General features: G+C 61.5%; 19 protein-coding genes. 4 read left to right on the forward strand and 15 right to left on the reverse strand.

Annotation, left to right across the window (positions count from 1 at the left end):
• Positions 1-296: 296 nt before the first annotated feature.
• Positions 297-755, reverse strand: a complete 459-nt coding sequence (locus ACZZ0Q_RS05470) for a MerR family transcriptional regulator (RefSeq protein ID WP_463539818.1) — start codon at positions 753-755, stop codon at positions 297-299.
• A 109-nt stretch (positions 756-864) separates the two neighbouring features.
• Between ACZZ0Q_RS05470 and ACZZ0Q_RS05475 the strand changes: the two genes are divergently transcribed.
• On the forward strand, positions 865-2091 hold the full coding sequence (locus ACZZ0Q_RS05475; RefSeq protein WP_463539817.1) for an NADH:flavin oxidoreductase/NADH oxidase family protein: 1227 nt from the start codon (positions 865-867) through the stop codon (positions 2089-2091).
• Here the strand turns inward: ACZZ0Q_RS05475 and ACZZ0Q_RS05480 are convergent.
• A complete protein-coding gene (locus ACZZ0Q_RS05480; protein WP_463539816.1) occupies positions 2088-2441 on the reverse strand; it encodes a VOC family protein in 354 nt (117 codons plus the stop codon). The genes ACZZ0Q_RS05475 and ACZZ0Q_RS05480 overlap by 4 nt on opposite strands.
• 36 nt (positions 2442-2477) lie before the next feature.
• The gene (locus ACZZ0Q_RS05485) at positions 2478-3878 is read right to left on the reverse strand and encodes a TIGR01777 family oxidoreductase (RefSeq protein WP_463539815.1); all 1401 of its coding nucleotides are present in this window, start codon (positions 3876-3878) and stop codon (positions 2478-2480) included.
• A gap of 131 nt (positions 3879-4009) precedes the next feature.
• Here ACZZ0Q_RS05485 and ACZZ0Q_RS05490 point away from each other — a divergent pair, with 131 nt between their 5' ends.
• Positions 4010-4606, forward strand: coding sequence for a DJ-1/PfpI family protein (locus ACZZ0Q_RS05490; protein WP_463539814.1), 597 nt, complete (start codon positions 4010-4012; stop codon positions 4604-4606).
• A gap of 29 nt (positions 4607-4635) precedes the next feature.
• On the opposite strand, the gene ACZZ0Q_RS05495 is transcribed toward ACZZ0Q_RS05490, so the two are convergent.
• Both ACZZ0Q_RS05495 and ACZZ0Q_RS05500 read right to left on the reverse strand, forming a co-directional pair.
• Complete coding sequence (locus ACZZ0Q_RS05495) at positions 4636-4905, reverse strand: DUF1652 domain-containing protein (RefSeq protein WP_463539813.1); 270 nt, start codon at positions 4903-4905, stop codon at positions 4636-4638.
• Between the two features lie 68 nt (positions 4906-4973).
• Positions 4974-5906 (reverse strand): AraC family transcriptional regulator, encoded by a 933-nt coding sequence (locus ACZZ0Q_RS05500; RefSeq protein ID WP_463539812.1) that lies wholly within the window; start codon positions 5904-5906, stop codon positions 4974-4976.
• Between the two features lie 121 nt (positions 5907-6027).
• Between ACZZ0Q_RS05500 and ACZZ0Q_RS05505 the strand changes: the two genes are divergently transcribed.
• Positions 6028-6369, forward strand: a complete 342-nt coding sequence (locus ACZZ0Q_RS05505; protein WP_122494014.1) for a carboxymuconolactone decarboxylase family protein — start codon at positions 6028-6030, stop codon at positions 6367-6369.
• Positions 6370-6546: 177 nt separating this feature from the next.
• Positions 6547-7893: a putative bifunctional diguanylate cyclase/phosphodiesterase gene (locus tag ACZZ0Q_RS05510; RefSeq protein ID WP_463539811.1), complete on the forward strand. Its 1347-nt coding sequence runs from the start codon at positions 6547-6549 to the stop codon at positions 7891-7893.
• 9 nt (positions 7894-7902) lie between these two features.
• Here ACZZ0Q_RS05510 and ACZZ0Q_RS05515 read toward each other — a convergent pair whose 3' ends face one another.
• From ACZZ0Q_RS05515 to ACZZ0Q_RS05560, 10 genes are all read right to left on the reverse strand, one after another.
• Complete coding sequence (locus ACZZ0Q_RS05515) at positions 7903-8907, reverse strand: MBL fold metallo-hydrolase (protein ID WP_463560349.1); 1005 nt, start codon at positions 8905-8907, stop codon at positions 7903-7905.
• Between the two features lie 173 nt (positions 8908-9080).
• A complete protein-coding gene (locus tag ACZZ0Q_RS05520; RefSeq protein WP_463539809.1) occupies positions 9081-10337 on the reverse strand; it encodes an OprD family porin in 1257 nt (418 codons plus the stop codon).
• A gap of 390 nt (positions 10338-10727) precedes the next feature.
• Complete coding sequence (locus ACZZ0Q_RS05525; RefSeq protein ID WP_463542231.1) at positions 10728-12659, reverse strand: response regulator; 1932 nt, start codon at positions 12657-12659, stop codon at positions 10728-10730.
• A complete protein-coding gene (locus ACZZ0Q_RS05530; protein ID WP_463560351.1) occupies positions 12649-13506 on the reverse strand; it encodes a sensor histidine kinase in 858 nt (285 codons plus the stop codon). Before ACZZ0Q_RS05530 ends, ACZZ0Q_RS05525 begins: the two co-directional genes overlap by 11 nt.
• Complete coding sequence (locus tag ACZZ0Q_RS05535; protein ID WP_463539808.1) at positions 13499-14515, reverse strand: ATP-binding protein; 1017 nt, start codon at positions 14513-14515, stop codon at positions 13499-13501. The genes ACZZ0Q_RS05530 and ACZZ0Q_RS05535 overlap by 8 nt, the downstream gene beginning before the upstream one ends.
• Complete coding sequence (locus ACZZ0Q_RS05540; protein ID WP_463383573.1) at positions 14506-14910, reverse strand: anti-sigma regulatory factor; 405 nt, start codon at positions 14908-14910, stop codon at positions 14506-14508. The genes ACZZ0Q_RS05535 and ACZZ0Q_RS05540 overlap by 10 nt, the downstream gene beginning before the upstream one ends.
• On the reverse strand, positions 14907-15269 hold the full coding sequence (locus ACZZ0Q_RS05545) for an STAS domain-containing protein (protein ID WP_463539807.1): 363 nt from the start codon (positions 15267-15269) through the stop codon (positions 14907-14909). The genes ACZZ0Q_RS05540 and ACZZ0Q_RS05545 overlap by 4 nt, the downstream gene beginning before the upstream one ends.
• 2 nt (positions 15270-15271) lie before the next feature.
• On the reverse strand, positions 15272-16123 hold the full coding sequence (locus ACZZ0Q_RS05550; RefSeq protein ID WP_463539806.1) for an STAS domain-containing protein: 852 nt from the start codon (positions 16121-16123) through the stop codon (positions 15272-15274).
• 418 nt (positions 16124-16541) lie between these two features.
• On the reverse strand, positions 16542-16862 hold the full coding sequence (locus tag ACZZ0Q_RS05555; RefSeq protein WP_122494007.1) for a DUF3509 domain-containing protein: 321 nt from the start codon (positions 16860-16862) through the stop codon (positions 16542-16544).
• Between the two features lie 176 nt (positions 16863-17038).
• The gene (locus ACZZ0Q_RS05560; protein ID WP_463539805.1) at positions 17039-18238 is read right to left on the reverse strand and encodes an MFS transporter; all 1200 of its coding nucleotides are present in this window, start codon (positions 18236-18238) and stop codon (positions 17039-17041) included.
• Positions 18239-18346: the final 108 nt, after the last annotated feature.

The raw sequence follows: 18346 nt of genomic DNA on the forward strand, positions 1-18346 counted from the left end.
TCACCGTTTGCAGGGATCGCGACTAAAGTCGCTCCCACAGAACGCAGAGCACGCGGGCATCTAGGCCAACGCGTTCCCTGTAGGAGCGGCTTGAGCCGCGATTGCGAACTGCCGGCGTTCACCGTTTGCAGGGATCGCGACCAAAGTCGCTCCCACAGAACGCAAAGCACGCGGGCATCTAGACCAACGCTTTCCCTGTAGGAGCGGCTTTAGCCGCGATTGCGAACTGCCGGCGTTCACCGTTTGCAGGGATCGCGACCAAAGTCGCTCCCACAGAAGGCAGAGCACGCGGGCATCTAGACCAACGCTTTCCCTGTAGGAGCGGCTTTAGCCGCGATGCGATCTGCCGTCTTCCCTTCCCGCATTTTCTCCAGCACTCGCTCAGCGTTATCGCCGCAGCCCATGCCTTCGGGCCTGTTTTCGATATCGCTAATGATTGCCAGCAGTCGCGCTTTGTTCTGCGCCAGACGCTGTTGCATGTCTTCTATCTCGGTGACTTTGCGACGCAGGCTGACCAGGATTTCGCCATGGTCGAGCCCCTGCGGATTGTTGTCCGGCAAGAAGCGGCGGATTTCGTCGAGGGAGAAACCGGCGCGCTGGGCGTTGAGGATGATTTCCAACGTGCTGACGGTATGGGCCGGGTAGTGCCGGTAACCGTTGGCGTGGCGCTGAGCGGCGATCAGGCCGCTGGCTTCGTAGTAACGGATGCGGGACGGGGCCAGTTGGGTGCGTTGTGCCAGTTCGCCGATTTTCATCAGTACTCCAAGGCGATGCTTCGCCCGATAAAAGAGGGGTTGACCTTAAAGCTGACTTTAACCTTAGGCTCGCGTCTTCTTCCAACTGCATTTTTCTCTGGAGTTCGAGATGCCTGTCTTTTCGCCACTGCAATTGCCCAACGGCACCACCGTTCCCAACCGCATTTGCAAAGCGGCCATGGAGGAAAACCTGGCCGACGCAGACCAAGGCCCCTCGCCTGAACTGTTTCGCTTGTACCAAGCGTGGGCGGAGGGCGGCGCCGGGATGATTCTGACCGGCAACGTGATGGTCGACCGCCGCGCCATGACCGGCCCGGGTGGCGTAGTGCTGGAAGATGCGCGGCAGTTGGAAAAATTCCGCCAGTGGGCCCGCATCAGCCGCAGCCACGGCGCTCAAGTGTGGATGCAGCTCAATCATCCTGGCCGTCAGATGCAGGCGAGCCTGGGGCAGCAAACCGTCGCGCCGTCGGCTGTCTCGCTGCAACTGGGCGGCATGTCGAAAATGTTCGCCGAGCCAAAACCGATGAGCGAGGCGGACATCGCCGAGCTGATTCAACGCTTTGCCACCAGTGCGCAGCTAGCCGAACAAGCCGGCTTTAACGGCGTGCAAATCCACGCCGCGCACGGCTACCTGCTCAGCCAATTCCTATCGCCACTGAGCAACCAACGCACCGACCGCTGGGGCGGTAGCCTGGAAAACCGCGCGCGTGTGTTAGTGGAAGTGGTCAAGGCGGTGCGGGCCGTGGTCGGCCCGGCGTTCGGCGTGTCGGTCAAACTCAACTCGGCCGATTTCCAACGCGGCGGCTTCGACGGCGCCGATGCGTTGAAAGTGGTGGAACTGCTCAACGAGTTGCCCGTGGACTTGGTCGAGCTTTCCGGCGGCAGCTACGAAGCGCCCGCCATGCAAGGCCAGGCACGAGACGGTCGCACGCTGGCGCGTGAGGCGTATTTCCTTGAGTTCGCCAGCGACATCGCCAAAACCGCACGCATGCCGCTGATGGTCACCGGCGGCATTCGTCGCTTGCCCGTTGTCGAGCAGGTACTGGCCAGCGGCGTCGCCATGGCCGGCATCGCCACAGCGTTGTCCATTGATCCGGCATTGCCCAAACGCTGGCAGACCGGCCAGGCCAGCAGCCCTGAACTGGCGACGATTAACTGGAAAAACAAAGTGTTCGCCTCGCTGGCCTACATGGCAGTGGTGAAGTTTCAGCTCAACCAACTCAGCCGTGGGAAACAGCCCAAGCCGGGTGTTTCACCGCTTAAAGCCTTGGTGTTGGAACAGCTGAAAACACTGCGCCGCACGCGTCAGTACAAGCGGTGGATGGCGGCGAGTTAAGCGACCGACCACACCGCCAACTCATACCCATCCAAATCCAGAAACTGAAACCGGCGCCCGCCTGGAAAGCTGAATACCGCTTTGCTGATGGTGCCGCCGGCCGCTTCGACGCGGGCCTGCGTGGCCGCCAGGTCTTCGCCATACACGATCACCAACGGCCCACCGGGGCGCACGGGCTCGCCTGTGGTAAAGCCCCCGGTGAGCCGGCCGTCGCTGAATTCACAATAGGTTGGACCGTAATCGGTGAAGGTCCAGCCAAATACGCTGCCGTAAAAGGCTTTGCTGCGTTCGATATCAGCGACGTTGAACTCGATGTTATCGATCTGCTTATCGTTGCCTCGGGTGCCCATCGTTTTCTCCTCGTTCAATGACCAAGCCATCAGTGACTAAGTCAAATCCCGCAACGCCTCTTCAAGGTTCGGATAGCGGAAGCTGAAGCCTTCGCTCAGCAGCCGAGCCGGCGTCACGTTCTGGCCATCGACAAACAGTTGCGCCATTTCACCGGCCAGTAAACGAACCGGGGCAGCCGGCAGGTGCAGCCACACGGGCCGATTAAGCACGCGACCCGCGGTGGCAGCGAACTGCGCCTGGCTTACGGCTTCGGGGGCGACGGCGTTGTAGGTGCCGTGCATGGTGGAGTCGGCGAGCGCGCGGGCGAATAGGCGCAGCAGGTCTTCGCGGTGAATCCAGCTCATTATTTGTTTACCGCTGCCCAGGCGCCCGCCAAGGCCGAAACGGTGGGGCAGCAGCAGCGGCTGCAGCGCGCCGCCGGGGCCGAACACCACGCCCAAACGCATCACCACTTGGCGCACGCCGGCCGCTTGCACAGCGGCGGCGGAGGCTTCCCAGCGGGCGCAGAGTTCGGCCATAAATCCGCCGCCTTTTGCGCTGTCTTCAGTCAGCACTTCGTCCGGGCTGCGCACGCCGTAGTAGCCGATAGCCGAGGCTTGCAGCCATACAGTGGGTTTGTGCCGGGCTTTTTCCAGCCAGGCGACCAGGGCGTCGGTGACACCCACACGGCTGGCCAGCAATTGCGCCTGACGCTTGGCCGACCAACGAGGCCCCGCCACAGGCGCACCCGCCAGGTTGATGACGGCGTCGAAGACGTCCCATTCGGTCAGCGCGGCAAGGCTGCTAACGCACCGTGCGCGACCGTTGAATTGGAAGGCGGCGCGCCGCGGGTTACGGGCGAATACGGTGACCTCATGCCCGCCGTCCAAGAGTTGCTTGACCAGCGTTTCACCGATAAATCCGGTACCTCCGGTGATCAATACGCGCTGATGAGCGAGCTCGGTGAAGGGGTTGTGCGCTGGGCCGCTGGGGCCTTGGCTGAGCGCCGCCGGGGCACTGTCTTGGCGCAGCAACCACACCAGCGGCACGAGCAAGCTGACCATGGCGAAGCAGTCGACCCCTACGTGTGACCACACGCCCGCCTGCATGGACATCCAGATGTCTTGTGGCCCCCACAACACCACGCCCGCGATCATCGCTCCCCAGGCCACGCGGCTGCGGTAGCGGTTGCCCAGGTAAACCAGCGCCCCCATGAATAGCGCGTAGCTTTGCACCGTGGCGCCGAACAAGGCGAACCACCACACTTGCAGGCCGTGCAGGTTGGCCGCTGTGCCGCTGCTCTGAAACGCAAGTTCGATGTTGCGGTGGTAATCGGCCAGCGCGGCGGCATCGCCTACGTATGTCATCAATAATCCGCCCACCAGATGGCCGACCGCCACCGCGTAGAGCCAGAAAATAAGCCAGGGTCTGAGGCGGGTTTTGTCTGCGCGTTGCATGGGAATCGCCTGTGCCGTTGCGAGGAAGTTGCTGGCTGGATGATAGCAGCGGGGCTGATGCAACCATTCGTTGATTGTGTTGAGCAAGGCTGAATAAGATGCCGGCGAGCCACTCTCCAACGGACGCCTCCATGCACATCGCCATTCTGACCTTTGACGGTTTTAACGAACTCGACTCCCTGATTCCTTTCGGCATTTTGCAACGCGTTAAAACCCCTGGCTGGACGGTGTCCATCGCCAGCCCGTCGGCGCGGGTGCGGTCAATGAATGGCGTGTGGATGGATGCGCATATTTCCCTGGAGCAGGCGTGCGAAGCGGATGCGGTGCTTGTAGGTAGCGGCATCGCCACGCGCGAGGTGGTGCAGTCCGCCGAGCTGATGGCGCAACTGAAGCTGGACCCCGCGCGGCAACTGATTGGCGCGCAATGCTCAGGCACATTGATTCTGGCCAAGCTCGGCCTGCTGCCAGGCGGCGTCGCCTGCACCGACCTGACTACCAAGCCGTGGGTGATGGAGGCGGGTGTTGATGTGTTGAACCAGCCGTTCTTCGCCAATGGCAACGTCGCCACAGCGGGTGGCTGCCTGGCGTCGCAATACTTGGCGGCCTGGACCATCGCCCGCCTTGAAGGGCTCGACGCGGCGCAAGCGGCCATCCATTACGTGGCGCCTGTGGGAGAGAAAGAGGGTTACGTGGAACGGGCGATGGCCGCGATTGCGGCGTATCTGTAGAAACTTAACGGGCCGGGCGGCGGCGAGGCTTAACCGGATCGGCTGTCGCTGGCCCGCTGGGCGCGGAATTGCAACACTTCAATCTCGATTTCGATGGCCTGGGCGATGATTTCCACGTCTTCTTCCGACAGCGTGGTGCCGCACGGAATGCAGGTAATTACTACCAGGTTTTCGCCGGTTTGCGGGTCGTAGACCCGGGCGGTCATGGACGTCGGCGAACTCAATACGCCTTCGAAGCCAAGCGGCGCGAAGTGGTTTTGCAACCTGGCGCAAGCGGCAGGGAAGATCATTCTGGCCATTAATGACCCTCTGGGAAAAGTCCGACGGAGCCAAGGATAATTCAACGGCGCGAAATGTGACAGGCTGCTCACTGTTGCCGTGAAGCAGTCGTCACTCGTAGCCGGTGCTGCGCAGGCGTTTCGCCGGTTTGCTGTTTGAACATTCGGCTGAACGAGCTGAGGGTGGGATAGCCCACCGCCAGCGCGATGTCACTCACCGGCGCAGCGCTTCGCTGTAACAATAGCTGAGCGCGCTCGATGCGTAGTTGCATCAGCCAGGCGGCCGGCGCAAGGCCGGTGGCGGCGACAAACGCGCGAACGAAGTTGGAGCGCGACATGCTCGCGCACTCCGCCAAACTTTCCACCGTCCAGGCCTGGCCCAAATCGGCGAGTAGTGCCTGCGCCGCCCTGGCCAGGCGTTTGTCGCGAAGCAGCGCAAACACGCCCGGCAGCTCGTGCTGGTGCTCGCAGACATGGCGCAATACCAGCGTAAACAAAATCACCGACAGCCCGTCGACCACCGACTGATTGGCCACCTGTTGCCCTTCGGCCTCTAGGCGCATGAGCGTTATCAAGGCGTTGAGTCGCTCATGCTGAACTGGCGCGCTGGCGTTGATGACCAGCACCTCCGGCAGGGCCGCCAGCAAGGTGGCGTTTGGTAAATAGTCGATACGCCCACACAGCATGTTCAGCTCGCCGCTGCCGGCACCGTTGCGCAATTGCGTGATTCGCCCAGGCTCAGCGAGTTTGCGCAACGCGGCCGCGCCGCTTCGTCCCGCATCGCCTGCTGCCAGCACATGCACGGCGCTGCGTGGCAGCAACACCACATCTGCGGCACGCAATGGCACTGGCTTCTGGCCGGGCAATTCCAGGCGGCATTGGCCTTCAAGAATCACGTGATAACTGGCTTGCCCGGCGGGCAGTGGCGGGTGATCCAGGGCCCAGTCGCCTTGCAGCTGGCAGTGCAAGTCGAGCACGCCGCGCAGGTTGGCCAGGGCAATCAGGTGGTCGAAGGCATGCATTTAGGACGATTCGTCAAATGGATGGGCGTTGCGGAAAAACCCGCACGACGCGGACGGCCGACACTGTGTTCGTCGGCCTTGAGGCCACCGGCACACCGCCGCCAACATAGGAGAATCCACCATGCTGTTCAACTGGTCTGAATATGTGCCCGCCGTGAAAAAAGCCTTTGGCAAACTCGGCAAAACCCACCCGAAAATGCTGCAGGCCTATGGCGCTTTGAGCGACGCCGCGGCCGAAGGCGATGCGCTGGATGCAAAAACCCGCGAGCTGATCGCCATCGCCGTGGCCATCACCACCCGCTGCGACGGCTGTATTGGTGTGCACGTACAAGCGGCGCGCAAAGCCGGTGCCACCGAGGCCGAGTTGGCGCAAACCTTGGCCACGGCCATTTCCCTGAATGCCGGCGCCGCCTACGTGTATTCACTCAAAGCGCTGGAAGCGTACGAGCAATTGGCGCCCTGAGCGGCTGCGGGCGCATTGCGCAATGGAAGGGGCTGGCTATATTCCTTACTAAACGCGGCCTTGTTACCGTGTGGTCTTAAGCCCCTTCCAACCGCCTGTTTCACTGTTGCGCCGTGTCCGTAAGCGGCGTTTCTGGAGTGTTGCCAGCATGGTTTTCCTCGAAATGGGCCGCCGCTGATGCCCGGCAAACGCTTGCAGCAATTCTGGAATTCCTCCGACCTGGCACTGATCCATCACCGGCGCGAACGACGCGTGCGGGTGTTGGCCAGTTTCGTGATGTGGGTGCTGGGCGGTATCTGGGCGGTTTATTTTTCCCTGCACGGCCATTGGCTGATTGTCGGCATCGACCTGGTGCTGATGGGCACCGGCGTGGCTGTTTTCGTCTTGAGCTGGCTGCACTACGACCGCACCGCGCGGTTGCTGCTGTTTGGCGTGCTGTTGCTGGTGATCATCGGCATTTCCCTGGTGCTGGATGTGCCGAATGCCAGCGTGCCGCGTTCCACCCATTTGTATCTGCTGCCGCTCGGCGTGGCCGCGATGATGGCGTTTCGCGACGAACCGCGCTGGCTGCGCTACAGCGTTATAGCCCTGTGTTTGCTGGCCTTTATCGGGCTGGCCGGCAGCTACTGGACGCCGGTGCCCGGCCACAGCCTGCCGGATGCAACGCGCGGCCCCGGCACATGGGTCAACACCTGGGCGGCCATCCTGTCGCTGTTCGCCATGCTGCATGTGTTGCAGACCGATGCGGTGCAGCGTTCGGCCTGGGAAAGCGAGTTGCTTGAAGCGCTATCCAGCGGCCAGTTTCAGCTGCACTACCAACCGCAGCTGGACGTGCACGGCCGTGTGATCGGCGCTGAAGGTTTGCTGCGCTGGTTTCATCCCAAGCGCGGCATGATCGCGCCGGGCAAATTCATTCCCCACGCCGAAGAAACCGGGCTGATCATTCCGATTGGCAAGTGGGTGCTGGAAACGGCGTGCGCTCAATTGCGCATCTGGATGGACGAACCGGCCATGCAGCACCTGTGTCTGGCGGTGAACATCAGCCAGAAGCAGTTCAACCAGGCCAGTTTCGAATCCGACATGCTGGCGCTGATCAAGCGCTCCGGCATCGACCCCAGTCGCCTGGAGCTGGAGGTCACCGAAACCATGGTGGTCAAAGACATGGAGGAGCTGTCGCGCAAAATGGCCAACCTGGTGAGCCATGGCGTCACCTTTGCGCTGGACGACTTTGGCACCGGCTATTCGTCCCTCAGCCATCTTAAGCAGTTGCCGCTGACCAAGCTGAAGATCGACCAATCCTTCGTCTGCGACGTGCTCACCGACCACAACAGCGAGGCGATTGTGCGCACCGTCATCGGCCTGGGCAGCAACATGGGCCTGACGGTGATTGCCGAAGGCGTGGAAACCGCTGCCCAGCATCAATTTCTGCTCGACAACGGTTGCCAGCAATTTCAGGGCTACCTGTTCAGCAAACCGCTGCCGCTGGTGGCCTTCACCGAATTCACCAGCGGGCGCAATGCCTGAGCCCAGGCGTTATTCCACCAACGGCACTTTCGCGGCGCGCTGATACGGCCCGAACTCCACCGGCACCCAGGCGAAGCCTTTGCCCTCTACGCGGATATGGCCGATGGCCGGAAAGGGCAGGTGGGCGGCGGCCACCCAGGTGTTGTCCCGCGCCACTTGGGTGAACAGCTTTTCGCGCGCGGCAATGGCTTCGGTGCCGTTGTTATCAAAGCCGATGCTCACTTCCGGGTGGGCGAACTGCACGGCGAAGCTGTGAATGATGTCGCCCATAAAAATGATGCGTTGCCCGTTCGACTCGAAGGCATAACCGGTGCTGCCCGGCGTGTGACCGGCCAGGTTCAGGGTGCTTACGCCAGGAATCGGGGCTTGGCCCGGCGTGAAGGTTTTCAGGCGGCCGGCTGCTGCATACGGCGCGGTGGAGTTCTGCGCGATCTGGAAGAAGCCCTGCGCCTCTTTCGGTGCCTTGTTGAGGTTCTCCTTGCTCAGCCAGAAGTCGGCTTCGGCTTTTGCCGCGTACACATCGGCGTTGGCAAATACCGCCGCGCCCTTGTCGTCGACCAGGCCGCACACGTGGTCCAGGTGCATGTGGGTGAGCAGTACGGTGTCGACTTGATCGGGGCTGTAGCCCGCCGCGCGAATTACGTCTGGCAAACCGCCCGCAGTCGGGCCGATGCATTTGCCGGCGCCGGTATCAACCAGCACCAGGTTCTTGCCGGTGTTGATCAGAAAGGCGTTGAACGCTGTTTGCACGCCGACCGAGGTGATGTTTTTGCGTGCCAGCAGCGCGCGGATTTCTTTCTGCGACAGGCCTTTGAGCAACGACGGGCCGAGGTCGTTGTAGCCGTCGAACAGCGCTGTTACTTCATAGTCGCCCACCGCCAGGCGTTGAAAGCCCGGGGCCTGGGTTTTTATCTGCGCGGGGGGCGTTGCCTGTGCGGCCAGTGGCGCAAGGGCAGCGCCCAATAGAAGAAATGGGGTAAGCAACAACGCAGCGTTCGAGCGAGTGGTGCGCATGGCGAGCCTCTGTCAGGTGGGCACGCAGGCCCATTGGGGAAGGCTCGATAGTGGCGGGTGAAGGCGCTGGCTGCTTGCACAGATGTGCTGAAACGAAAACGGGGTGAGCACCGTTTTATCAGTGCTCACCCCGCAGGCTGTCAACGTGGCGCCGAGCGATGCCGGCGCGGTTGTCAGAAGATTTCCAGCGGGTATTCCACGAACGCGCGAACTTCGTTCAGGTTCGGGCCCACGTCGCGGTCGGCACGGTAGATCGAGTTACGCAGTTTCAGCGACAGGTTTTTCAACGAGCCGTCCTGCACCACGTATTTCACCTGGTTGAAGAATTCACGCTCGGTGCCGTCCTGCTCGCCGCCAGCATCGATGTTGCTGCCGCGTACATAGGCGGTTTTGTAGCTCAGGCCGGCGATGCCGTACTCGCTGAAGTCCAGCTCGTAGCTGACCTGCCACGACTCTTCATCTTTCAAGTTGAAGTCGGAGTAGTAGGAGTTGGCTACGTAAATGGTGCTGCCGCCGTCGCCGTAGTCGTAGGCGTAGCCCGCGTCGCCGCTGCTGCGCTGGTGCGCCACGATAAAGGCGTGAGCGCCGACGCTGTACTTGGCCGCCAGGCTCCACAGGGTGTTGCTGTCGTTGTTGCCGTCGCCGCCGAAATCCAGCGCCGCTTGCGCGTTGTCGTCGTAGTCGGTGCGGTAGATGTTGAAGTCGAAATTCAACGCCTGGTTCTCGCTCAGCACCTGGGTGAAGTTCACGTTGCCGTAGTACTTCTTGAAGGTGTCTTCCACGTCGGAGTGGTACGCGGCCACGCTCAGGGCGTCGTTGACCACATAGCTGCCGCCGATCACGTCGATGCTTTTCAGACGGTTCGGGTCGCGCGCGGCGTCGCCCATTGGGCTGTCCGCGGTGAAACGGCCGGCGTTGAGTTCCAGGCCTTCGATTTCTTTGCTGGTCACCAGGGTGCCGGTGAAGGCTTGTGGCAGCAGACGCGAATCGTCGTACGCCAATACCGGCAACGATGGGAACTGGTTGCCGTAACGCAGCACGGTGTTGGAGATGCGCAGCTTCACCACGCCGCCTGCTTCAGACAGGTCGTCTACCGGGTGGCCGTCGCTATCGGTGTCGAAGAAGGCGCCGTAATTGCGACCACGGCCGCTGTCGAGCTTGATGCCCAGCAGGCCATAGGCGTCAACGCCAAAGCCGACGGTGCCCTGGGTGAAACCGGACTCGAACGTACCGATAAAGCCCTGGCCCCAGACCTTGCGGTCGGCGGCGCCGTTTTTGTAGTCACGGTTGAAGTAAGCGTTGCGCAGCAGCAGGTTGAGGCTGCTGTCTTCAACGAAGCCCTTGGACTCGGATTGCTCACTGGCAAACGCCGGCGAAAGACTCAGCGATGCCAGCGCGCAGGCCAGCGCGATGCGTGTGCGATTGAACATAGGTGCTCCAATAACGGTTCTTGGTATGTGTTGTTGTTGCTAAAGGCGGCAGGCGCTGCACGGCGCATCGGGTCAGCCTGGCAGGCAGGCGAACCACGGGCGGGACGTTATTGAGCTATAGGAAGTCCCAGCCTATGCAGCGGATGGGATAAATACGCGGTTTAAAACCATCGGTAAAACTGCTTATTTCAATTTTTACTATCGACGCTATTAATGGTGCGTTTGGCGGGCGGGGGCTTACTCTTGGCCGCGATGAATCCCCAACGCACTGAATTCAGAGACTAATTCAGTGCCTTGCTCCCTTCATCACCTTTGGTTTTATTTGCCGCCCTCTGTGGGCGGCTTTTTTATGGGCGCAGATTTATCGAGCTTGTCGATAGAAGGCGCCCGTTAGCGGTCGAGCAAGGCGCGGACGCGCTCGAGCAGGTCGACGCTGTGGAAGGGTTTGCTGAGCATGTCCATGCCGGTGCCGGCCAGGTCCTGGCGGTCCAGGGCATTTTCGGCGTAGCCCGACACATACAGCACCGGCAGTCCCGCACGCATGGTGCGGGCGAGGGCGGCCAGGTCGCGGCCGTCCATGCGCGGCAAGCCGATGTCGGTCAGCAGCAAGTCGATGGAGGGGTCGTTCTTCAACGCCTGCACCGCGCCTTCTGCGTCGTACACCTGAGTGAATTTGTAACCGGCATCGCTGAGAATTTCCGACATCAGCGCGCTCACTGAGGCCAGGTCTTCAACGATCAGCACATGCTCACCGCTGCCCTGTTGCGGCGCGGTCGCCGGCACGGCTTCGCTGGCGGGTAAGGCATCGCCGGCCGGCAACAGCAACACCACTTCGGTGCCTTTATTGATGCGGCTGCGAATGCTCACATCGCCGCCCGATTGCCGGGCAAAGCCGTAAATACTCGACAGCCCCAGGCCAGTACCTTGGCCGACCGGTTTCGTGCTGAAGAACGGGTCGAAGACTTTGCCGATTACTGACTCATCAATGCCGATGCCATCGTCGCGAACCGACAGGGCGATATAGGTGCCGTCTTCCAACTTGGCATTACCCGACACCACCGTGGCGTAGGTGGCGATGCGGATGCTGCCACCCTTGGGCAGCGCATCGCGCGCGTTGATGATCAGGTTGAGCACCGAGCTCTCGAACTGGAACGGGTCGACCATCGCAATGGAGGTGCCGGCAGTGAGTTCCAGGGTTAGGGAAATGCGTTCGCCAATGGTGCGTCGCAGCATTTCTTCCAGCGACAACACATGCTCGTTGATATCGATAGGGCGTGTGTCCAGCGGCTGCTGGCGGGCAAAGGCGAGCAGGCGATGGGTGAGCGCGGCGGCACTGTTGGCCGAACTCAGCGCGGCGTCGGCATAGCGCATCAGCGTGTCGTAGCGCTGGTCTTCCACGCGACGCTTCATCAGTTCCACGGCGGCAATAATGCCGGTGAGCATGTTGTTGAAGTCGTGGGCGATGCCGCCGGTGAGCTTGCCGAGGGCGTCCATTTTCTGCGCCTGCAGCAACTGCTCTTCGGTGCGCGCGCGCTCGGCCACTTCCTGGGCGATGCGGCTGTGGGCTTTGTCCAGCTGCTGGCGCTGGACGCGATCACGTTCGCGGTGTTCGGTCACGTCTTCAACAAACACCAGGCTGTGGCCGGGCAGGCGATAGGGCGAAACCTGCCACTCGGTCTCACGGTTTTCGCCATCAAGTTGCAGCGTGAGCGTGCCTTTCCAACGCTCGCCGGCCAGCACCCGTTTGCGCAGTTCAATCAGCGGCTCATCCTGGCCCGCGCCGATGTGTTCGAGCAGGCGTTCATCGCCGTGCAACAACTGGGCAAACGCCTGGTTGCTTTCGATGACGTTGAGCTGTTCGTCGATCACCGCAATGGGCGCCGACACGTTGCGGAAAATCTCGCGGAAGCGCGCTTCACTTTCACGCAGCGCGTTTTCGCTGTCACGCACGCGCAACAACGTGCGCAGCGTGGCCATCAACACTTCGGGGTCAATGGGGTGCGTCAGGTAGGCGTCGGCGCCGGTTTCAAGGCCGGTGACAATGTCGTGGGCCTGAATCGAGGCGGCCGATACGTGAATGACCGGCACCAGTTCGGTTCGCGTGTGCTGGCGGATCTCGCGCACGATGTCGAAGCCGGTCATGTCCGGCAGGTTCACGTCGAGAATCAACCCGTCGTACTCATTTGCTGCAATCAGCGCCAGGCCTTCAGCACCTGTGCCGGCTTCATCGATGACATAGCCCTGCTGCTCCAGGCGGCGCCGCAAGGCATACCGCGTGGCCACGTTGTCGTCGACGATCAGCAAATGAACGTCATTCTTCATCGGGTTTTTCCTGGCCAATTGCAAAAGGAATGATCACGTAGAACGTCGAGCCGACGCCGGGTTCGCTCTCCACGCCAACGCGCCCGCCCAGCAACGCGGCGAAGCGTTTGCACAACGACAGACCCAGGCCGGTGCCACGAAAACGTTTCTGCAGCGGTGAGTCCACTTGCGAGAAGTCTTCAAACAGCGTGCCGTGCATTTCCGCTGGAATGCCAATCCCGGTATCCGACACGGCGAAGCGCACTTCGGTGTCGCTTTCCAGACGCGCGGACACGCGCACTTCGCCGCGCTGGGTGAACTTCAAGGAGTTGGAAATGAAATTGCGCAGAATCTGCGCCAGCTTTTTATCGTCGGTGTAGAGCCTGGGCATGTTCACCGGCTCGGCAAACACCAGGTCCACCGACCTGCCATCGACGATGGGGCGGAACATGCCGCGCAGCGCCGAGAACAGGTCGAACATATCGAACCAGTCCGGCGAAATACTGATGCGCCCGGCCTCGATTTTCGCCAGGTCGAGCAGGTCGTCGACCATGTCGCTGAGCTCGCTGGCGGCGGTGCGCACAAAGCCCACCTGCTTGTGCTGCTCGGGGCTCAACGGGCCGTCGAGTTCGTCATCCAGCAGGCTGGTGATGCTCAGAATCGAGCCCAGCGGCGTGCGGAATTCGTGGCTCATGTACGAGAGGAAACGGCTTTTCAAATCCGACGCCTGGCGCAATTCATCGGCCTGCGTATCCAGTTCGGCATACAAGGCCAGCACGCCCTGATTGGTTTCTTCAAGCTCGGCGCGCAGCGCTTCGTTTTCAGCCAGCACGGCCTGCAGGCGCGCCTGAATATCGCTGTCAGCCATTGGCTGCCTCCAGTGGAACGACCAATACGGTTACATCATCACGGCCCCGGCAAAAATCACGGTGCAGCACGGCGGCGATCACAGCGGGGTGGCGGTGCACCAGGCCGGGGTAGTCGCGCAGGTTCCAGCGCGACTGCAAGCCATCGCTGAACATCACCAGCAGTTGCCCGCCGCAGTCGGCGAAGTCGAAGCCCTGTGCCTTGCGAAACTGAGCGCCAAGAATGCCGGGGTGCGAAGCCAGGCCGCGGCTTTTGTCGGCCGTTATAAGCGTAGCGCCGATATTGCCGATGCCAGCGAAATGCAGGCTGCCGGTGTTGGCGTTGTATTGCGCCACGGCGCCCGCGCCACCTCGGGTTCCGCACATGGCCCGGTGCATATCGTCAATTAGCACCACCGGTACTGAAAATGGCGAGGCGGCGAAAGCGACTTCGCCAGCACGTGAGGCTTCTTCGGCTTCTTCGCCATGGCCGAGACCGTCGATGATCATTGCGCTGACATGGTTGTCCTTGACCACCAGATGCCAGGTATCGCCGCACGCTGGTACGTTGTGCAGCGAATGCTGGGTGACGCCAAAGCGCAGGTCGGCGCTGTGTTTGCCGCGCGGGTACAACCGCGCCATTAGCACCGCACCACGGGCGTCGGCAAACACATCGAAGACATCCGACTGCCGATCCACCGCGCCCATGCCAATGCCTTGCGTGCCGCCGGTGGAAAAACCATCGGCCAGGCAGTCGTTCAGCTCGAAGCCTGGGCCGCGATCCACCGCCACCAGCTCAATGCCAGTGGCCTCGGAAAAAGGCAGCGTGCGCACATGCAGCTCGCCACGGCCGGCATGCTTGAGCAGGTTGCTGGTCAGTTCGGTGGCCACCAGGGCCGCGCGGCCCGCATCGTTGGCGTTGAAGCCGCTGTCTTCAGCCAGCTTTTGCACCACGCGGCGGGCGTGCCCGACTTGGCTCTCGTCATCCACGTGCAGCACCAGGGTGAGGGAGCTGCTTAGGTTCACGTCCATCGGGTGATCGTCACGCGGGTGCCTTTGCCGGGCGCGGTGTCCAGCTCGAACTCATCGACTAAACGCTTGGCGCCGGTTAACCCCAGGCCCATGCCGCTGCCAGACGTCCAGCCATCGGTCATTGCCAACTTGAGGTCGGGAATGCCGGGGCCTTCGTCGCGGAAGGTCAGGCGCAGGCCGGTGCGGCCGCCGTCGTCGAGCACTTGCCAGTCCATGTCGCCGCCACCGCCGTACACCACGGTGTTGCGGGCCAGCTCGCTGACGGCGGTTACCAGCTTAGTCAGGTCAATCAGGCGCATGCCGCATTCCTGGGCCAGCTTGCGCGACGTTTGCCGGGCCATTACCACGTCTTGCTCAATGCGTACCGGTTGCGTGCCGCTGTTGCGCACGTTCATTGCGCGCCAACCCGCTCGCGCAAGAGCTTCATGCCGCGCTCCACGTTCAGCGCGGTGCTCACGCCCGGCAGGGTCAGGCCCAACTCCACGAGAGTGATGGCCACGGCCGGTTGCAAGCCGACCACCACGGTTTCGGCGTCCATGATGCGCGACAAGCCGGAGATGGTGCCGATCATGCGGCCGATAAACGAGTCGACCATGTCCAGCGCCGAGATATCGATAAGGACACCACGCGCCGAGGTGGCGCTGATGCGTTCAGACAAGTCGTCCTGCAGGGTCAAGGCCAGTTGGTCATGCATGTCCACCTGAATGGTGACCAGCAGGAACTGACCCATCTGCAAAATGGGAATGCGCTCCATGATTACTGCGCCTTGGTCACGGTGGTGCCCAGACGGCGTAGCGCCAGGGCCAGGGCGTCGGCCAGGTTAGCCTTGGTGACGACGCCTTGCAGGTCCAGGCCCAAGTGCACGATGGTTTGCGCAATTTGTGGGCGCACGCCGCTGATGATGCAGTCCGCGCCCATCAGGCGAATGGCGGTCACGGTTTTCAGCAGGTGTTGGGCCACCAGGGTGTCGACGGTCGGCACGCCGGTGATGTCGATAATGGCAATTTCCGAACCGGTGTCGACGATGCGTTGCAGCAGCGACTCCATCACCACTTGGGTGCGTTGCGAATCCAGGGTGCCGATCATCGGCAGCGCCAGCACGCCGTCCCACAGTTTCACCACCGGGGTCGACAGTTCCAGCAGCTCTTCTTGCTGGCGACGGATTACTGCTTCGCGCGAAGCCTGGTAGGTGCGGATGGTGTGCAGGCCGAGGGAGTCGAACAGCTCGGAGGCTTGCAACAGTTGCGCTGCCAACACGGCGGGTTGGTCACCGAACTCTTTTTGCAGCAGGCTAAAAAATGGACCTTTAAGCGCGAAAATAAAATTGGCGGTCTGGCTGGAATCCTGACCCAACTGAGCGCGGTTGCGCGACAGGCGTTCGAGGAACTGACGGGTGTCTTCCCACTGCGCAGTGCCGATGGCGGCGCTGGCACCGTTTTCCAGGGCGGTGGTGATCAGCTTGAGGAATTCGCGGGTGTCGGCTTTGAGCTCGTCTTCTTTCAGATTGCGCGTACCGCCTGTGGCTTGCAGCGAGGCGATCCACTCTTGGGACAGCTGCGACTCGGCGGCTTTAATTTTCTGAACGGCATCTTGACCCAGTGCGGCCATGCTGAAACTCCTGTGTTGGCTGTTCTTTTAATAGGTGTGTTGGCGGGTGCAGACGGTGTCACTGATGGCACACGGCCTTCACCCTAAAGAAGGTTTTGACGAAATACAGCAAGGCGGGCTTCCGGTAAAGAAGTGTTCGCATCTTGTGCAGGAAAGTGTATCCAACCTGCACACGAACACCGCTTGTTGCCTCGCTAACGCGTAGGCCACGAGGGGTCACTTTAGTTCAGGAAATATGAACGATGCACCGGCGCATCACCGAAGAATGGCGAGCGGGCACTGAAGGCACAAGGAGGGGAGTAGAAAGCTGCATCGGGCTCATCCGTGAGCAAGGCTTTGTCCGTTAAGCCATCCGTTAAGCAGTGCATCCAAAACAGTACAGCCGCGCGGCGCGTGCACGCCGCAGCGGGCAGAAAACTTACGCTTGAGCGCGCAGCCACTCGCGGGGTGCGTAGTCTTGGCGTTGAGCGCGGGCGGCTTCGTTGGCACGGTTGGCCAGGAAAGCACCTTGTTCAACATTCAAGGTCAGGGCGCCGCTGGCGATGCGCATGTCACGGCGCAGTTCGCGAATCAGGCGGCCAACCATCTTCTCGTTAAAAATCATCGCCGGCTCGATCACCTTGGTGAAGGTTTCGCGGGCGTTTTTCAGGGTCAACAGAACCGAAGTGTCTGGACGTGGGCTGAACGTGATTTCGTAAGTCGGGAAGGCGTTGAACAGGTGCTTAACGGGATATTTCATTTTTCACCGCTCCATGGGGGTTTTAAGTCGTTGTAGAACATAGAGCAGCAGACGTGCCAACTTTTGAAACTGCTTGCAGCCCAGCAAATTCGGGGGCTGCGCTGTCTTTGCAATCAACCTGCCATTAGCAATTTGCACGATTGCCCTACGGCCGCCATGCAAATCGCATGAACCGCTTATGCCGGACGGCGCATCATCAGCAGCGCCACCACAACGGCTGCCGCTGCACCCACCGTGGCCAGGACGCCGAGGCTTTCCAAGCCGAAGTGGCGAATACCCAGACCGCCGAAAATAGCGCCAAGGCCAATGCCAGCGTTGGCGGCGGAAATGTTCATGCTTGCCGCCAAGGCCTGGGCGCTGGCACCGGCCTGCATGACGCGCACCTGGCAAATGGGGAACAGCGCCGTATGGGCAACGCCCCACGCCGTGAGCGCCACCACCAGCCAGAACGTGTGTCCGGCAGCGGGCACGGCGGCGAGCATGCCGGCAGCCAGCATCAGCAGAAACAGCACCATGGCGGCGAGTGGGTTGCGATCAACCATTTTCCCGCCGAGGTGATTGCCGAGCATGCCCACCGCGCCAAAGCCCATCAGCCACCAGCCCACCTGCGCCGACGGAATCGCCGCCAGGCGCTCAAGGGTGTCGGCCAGGTAGGTGTAAGCGGTGAACATAGCGGTGAAGGCCAGTGTCGAGAGCAACACGTGGGCCAGGAATCGCGGTTGTTTGAGGATGTCGGTCTGGCGTTTGCCCGTGGCTTGCACCGGCGCGGCGGGCATGGCGGGCATCACCACTTGAATAAGCAGCGCGATCAACAGCGCGGCGCCGGCCAATAGCCAGAAACTGCCGCGCCAGCCCAGCGCGTCGGCCGCCAAAGTGCCCAGCGGAATACCAAAGACAAAGGCGGCAGAAATGCCCATGTACACCTGCGCTACCGCCTTGCCACTGTTGCCAGGGCCGGCCAGTTGGCCTGCGGTTTCGCTGGCCGTGCTCCAGAACACCGGCAGAAACAGCGCCGCCATAAAGCGCGCCACTGCCAGCACCCAGATCGAGGTGGACGCAGCTGCCAGGGCGTTGGACGCCACAAACACCAGCAGCACAAACACAAACAGTTTTTTGCGCGGCACGTGTGCCAGTTTGGCCGTGAGCAGCGGGCCGAACAGCATCACGGTGAACGCGAACAAAGTGACCAGTTGGCCGGCCACAGGAATGGAGATATTCAGGTCCCGCGCCAAGGCAGGCAGCAGGCCCAGAATCAGGAACTCGGTGGTCAGAATAATGAAGCCGGCGATGGCCAGAATCAGAATGGACAGACCGGCGCGAGGTGCCGCCTTGGACGCGGCGGCGACGGTAGAAGCCGTTGAAGTGGAAGATTGCATCGTCAGTTGCTCTTGAGAAAACCAGGCGGCAAGCTTATTGGCGAATGCAGTTCCGATTTACGCTGGTTTATCCCAACTGCTGTGACCATAATTCCTTAATGCAGGCAC

Source organism: Pseudomonas sp. AC070 (assembly GCF_979258635.1).

Bases quoted from the DNA above. Each gene is read 5' to 3' on its own strand.
- ACZZ0Q_RS05535 (WP_463539808.1), bottom strand. From the start codon at position 14,515: ATGGACGTGAACCTAAGCAGCTCCCTCACCCTGGTGCTGCACGTGGAT.
- ACZZ0Q_RS05475 (WP_463539817.1), top strand. From the start codon at position 865: ATGCCTGTCTTTTCGCCACTGCAATTGCCCAACGGCACCACCGTTCCC.
- ACZZ0Q_RS05525 (WP_463542231.1), bottom strand. From the start codon at position 12,659: ATGAAGAATGACGTTCATTTGCTGATCGTCGACGACAACGTGGCCACG.
- ACZZ0Q_RS05480 (WP_463539816.1), bottom strand. From the start codon at position 2,441: ATGGGCACCCGAGGCAACGATAAGCAGATCGATAACATCGAGTTCAAC.
- ACZZ0Q_RS05505 (WP_122494014.1), top strand. From the start codon at position 6,028: ATGCTGTTCAACTGGTCTGAATATGTGCCCGCCGTGAAAAAAGCCTTT.
- ACZZ0Q_RS05520 (WP_463539809.1), bottom strand. From the start codon at position 10,337: ATGTTCAATCGCACACGCATCGCGCTGGCCTGCGCGCTGGCATCGCTG.
- ACZZ0Q_RS05490 (WP_463539814.1), top strand. From the start codon at position 4,010: ATGCACATCGCCATTCTGACCTTTGACGGTTTTAACGAACTCGACTCC.
- ACZZ0Q_RS05545 (WP_463539807.1), bottom strand. From the start codon at position 15,269: ATGGAGCGCATTCCCATTTTGCAGATGGGTCAGTTCCTGCTGGTCACC.
- ACZZ0Q_RS05500 (WP_463539812.1), bottom strand. From the start codon at position 5,906: ATGCATGCCTTCGACCACCTGATTGCCCTGGCCAACCTGCGCGGCGTG.
- ACZZ0Q_RS05550 (WP_463539806.1), bottom strand. From the start codon at position 16,123: ATGGCCGCACTGGGTCAAGATGCCGTTCAGAAAATTAAAGCCGCCGAG.
- ACZZ0Q_RS05530 (WP_463560351.1), bottom strand. From the start codon at position 13,506: ATGGCTGACAGCGATATTCAGGCGCGCCTGCAGGCCGTGCTGGCTGAA.
- ACZZ0Q_RS05495 (WP_463539813.1), bottom strand. From the start codon at position 4,905: ATGGCCAGAATGATCTTCCCTGCCGCTTGCGCCAGGTTGCAAAACCAC.
- ACZZ0Q_RS05540 (WP_463383573.1), bottom strand. From the start codon at position 14,910: ATGAACGTGCGCAACAGCGGCACGCAACCGGTACGCATTGAGCAAGAC.
- ACZZ0Q_RS05560 (WP_463539805.1), bottom strand. From the start codon at position 18,238: ATGCAATCTTCCACTTCAACGGCTTCTACCGTCGCCGCCGCGTCCAAG.
- ACZZ0Q_RS05515 (WP_463560349.1), bottom strand. From the start codon at position 8,907: ATGCGCACCACTCGCTCGAACGCTGCGTTGTTGCTTACCCCATTTCTT.
- ACZZ0Q_RS05470 (WP_463539818.1), bottom strand. From the start codon at position 755: ATGAAAATCGGCGAACTGGCACAACGCACCCAACTGGCCCCGTCCCGC.
- ACZZ0Q_RS05510 (WP_463539811.1), top strand. From the start codon at position 6,547: ATGCCCGGCAAACGCTTGCAGCAATTCTGGAATTCCTCCGACCTGGCA.
- ACZZ0Q_RS05485 (WP_463539815.1), bottom strand. From the start codon at position 3,878: ATGCAACGCGCAGACAAAACCCGCCTCAGACCCTGGCTTATTTTCTGG.
- ACZZ0Q_RS05555 (WP_122494007.1), bottom strand. From the start codon at position 16,862: ATGAAATATCCCGTTAAGCACCTGTTCAACGCCTTCCCGACTTACGAA.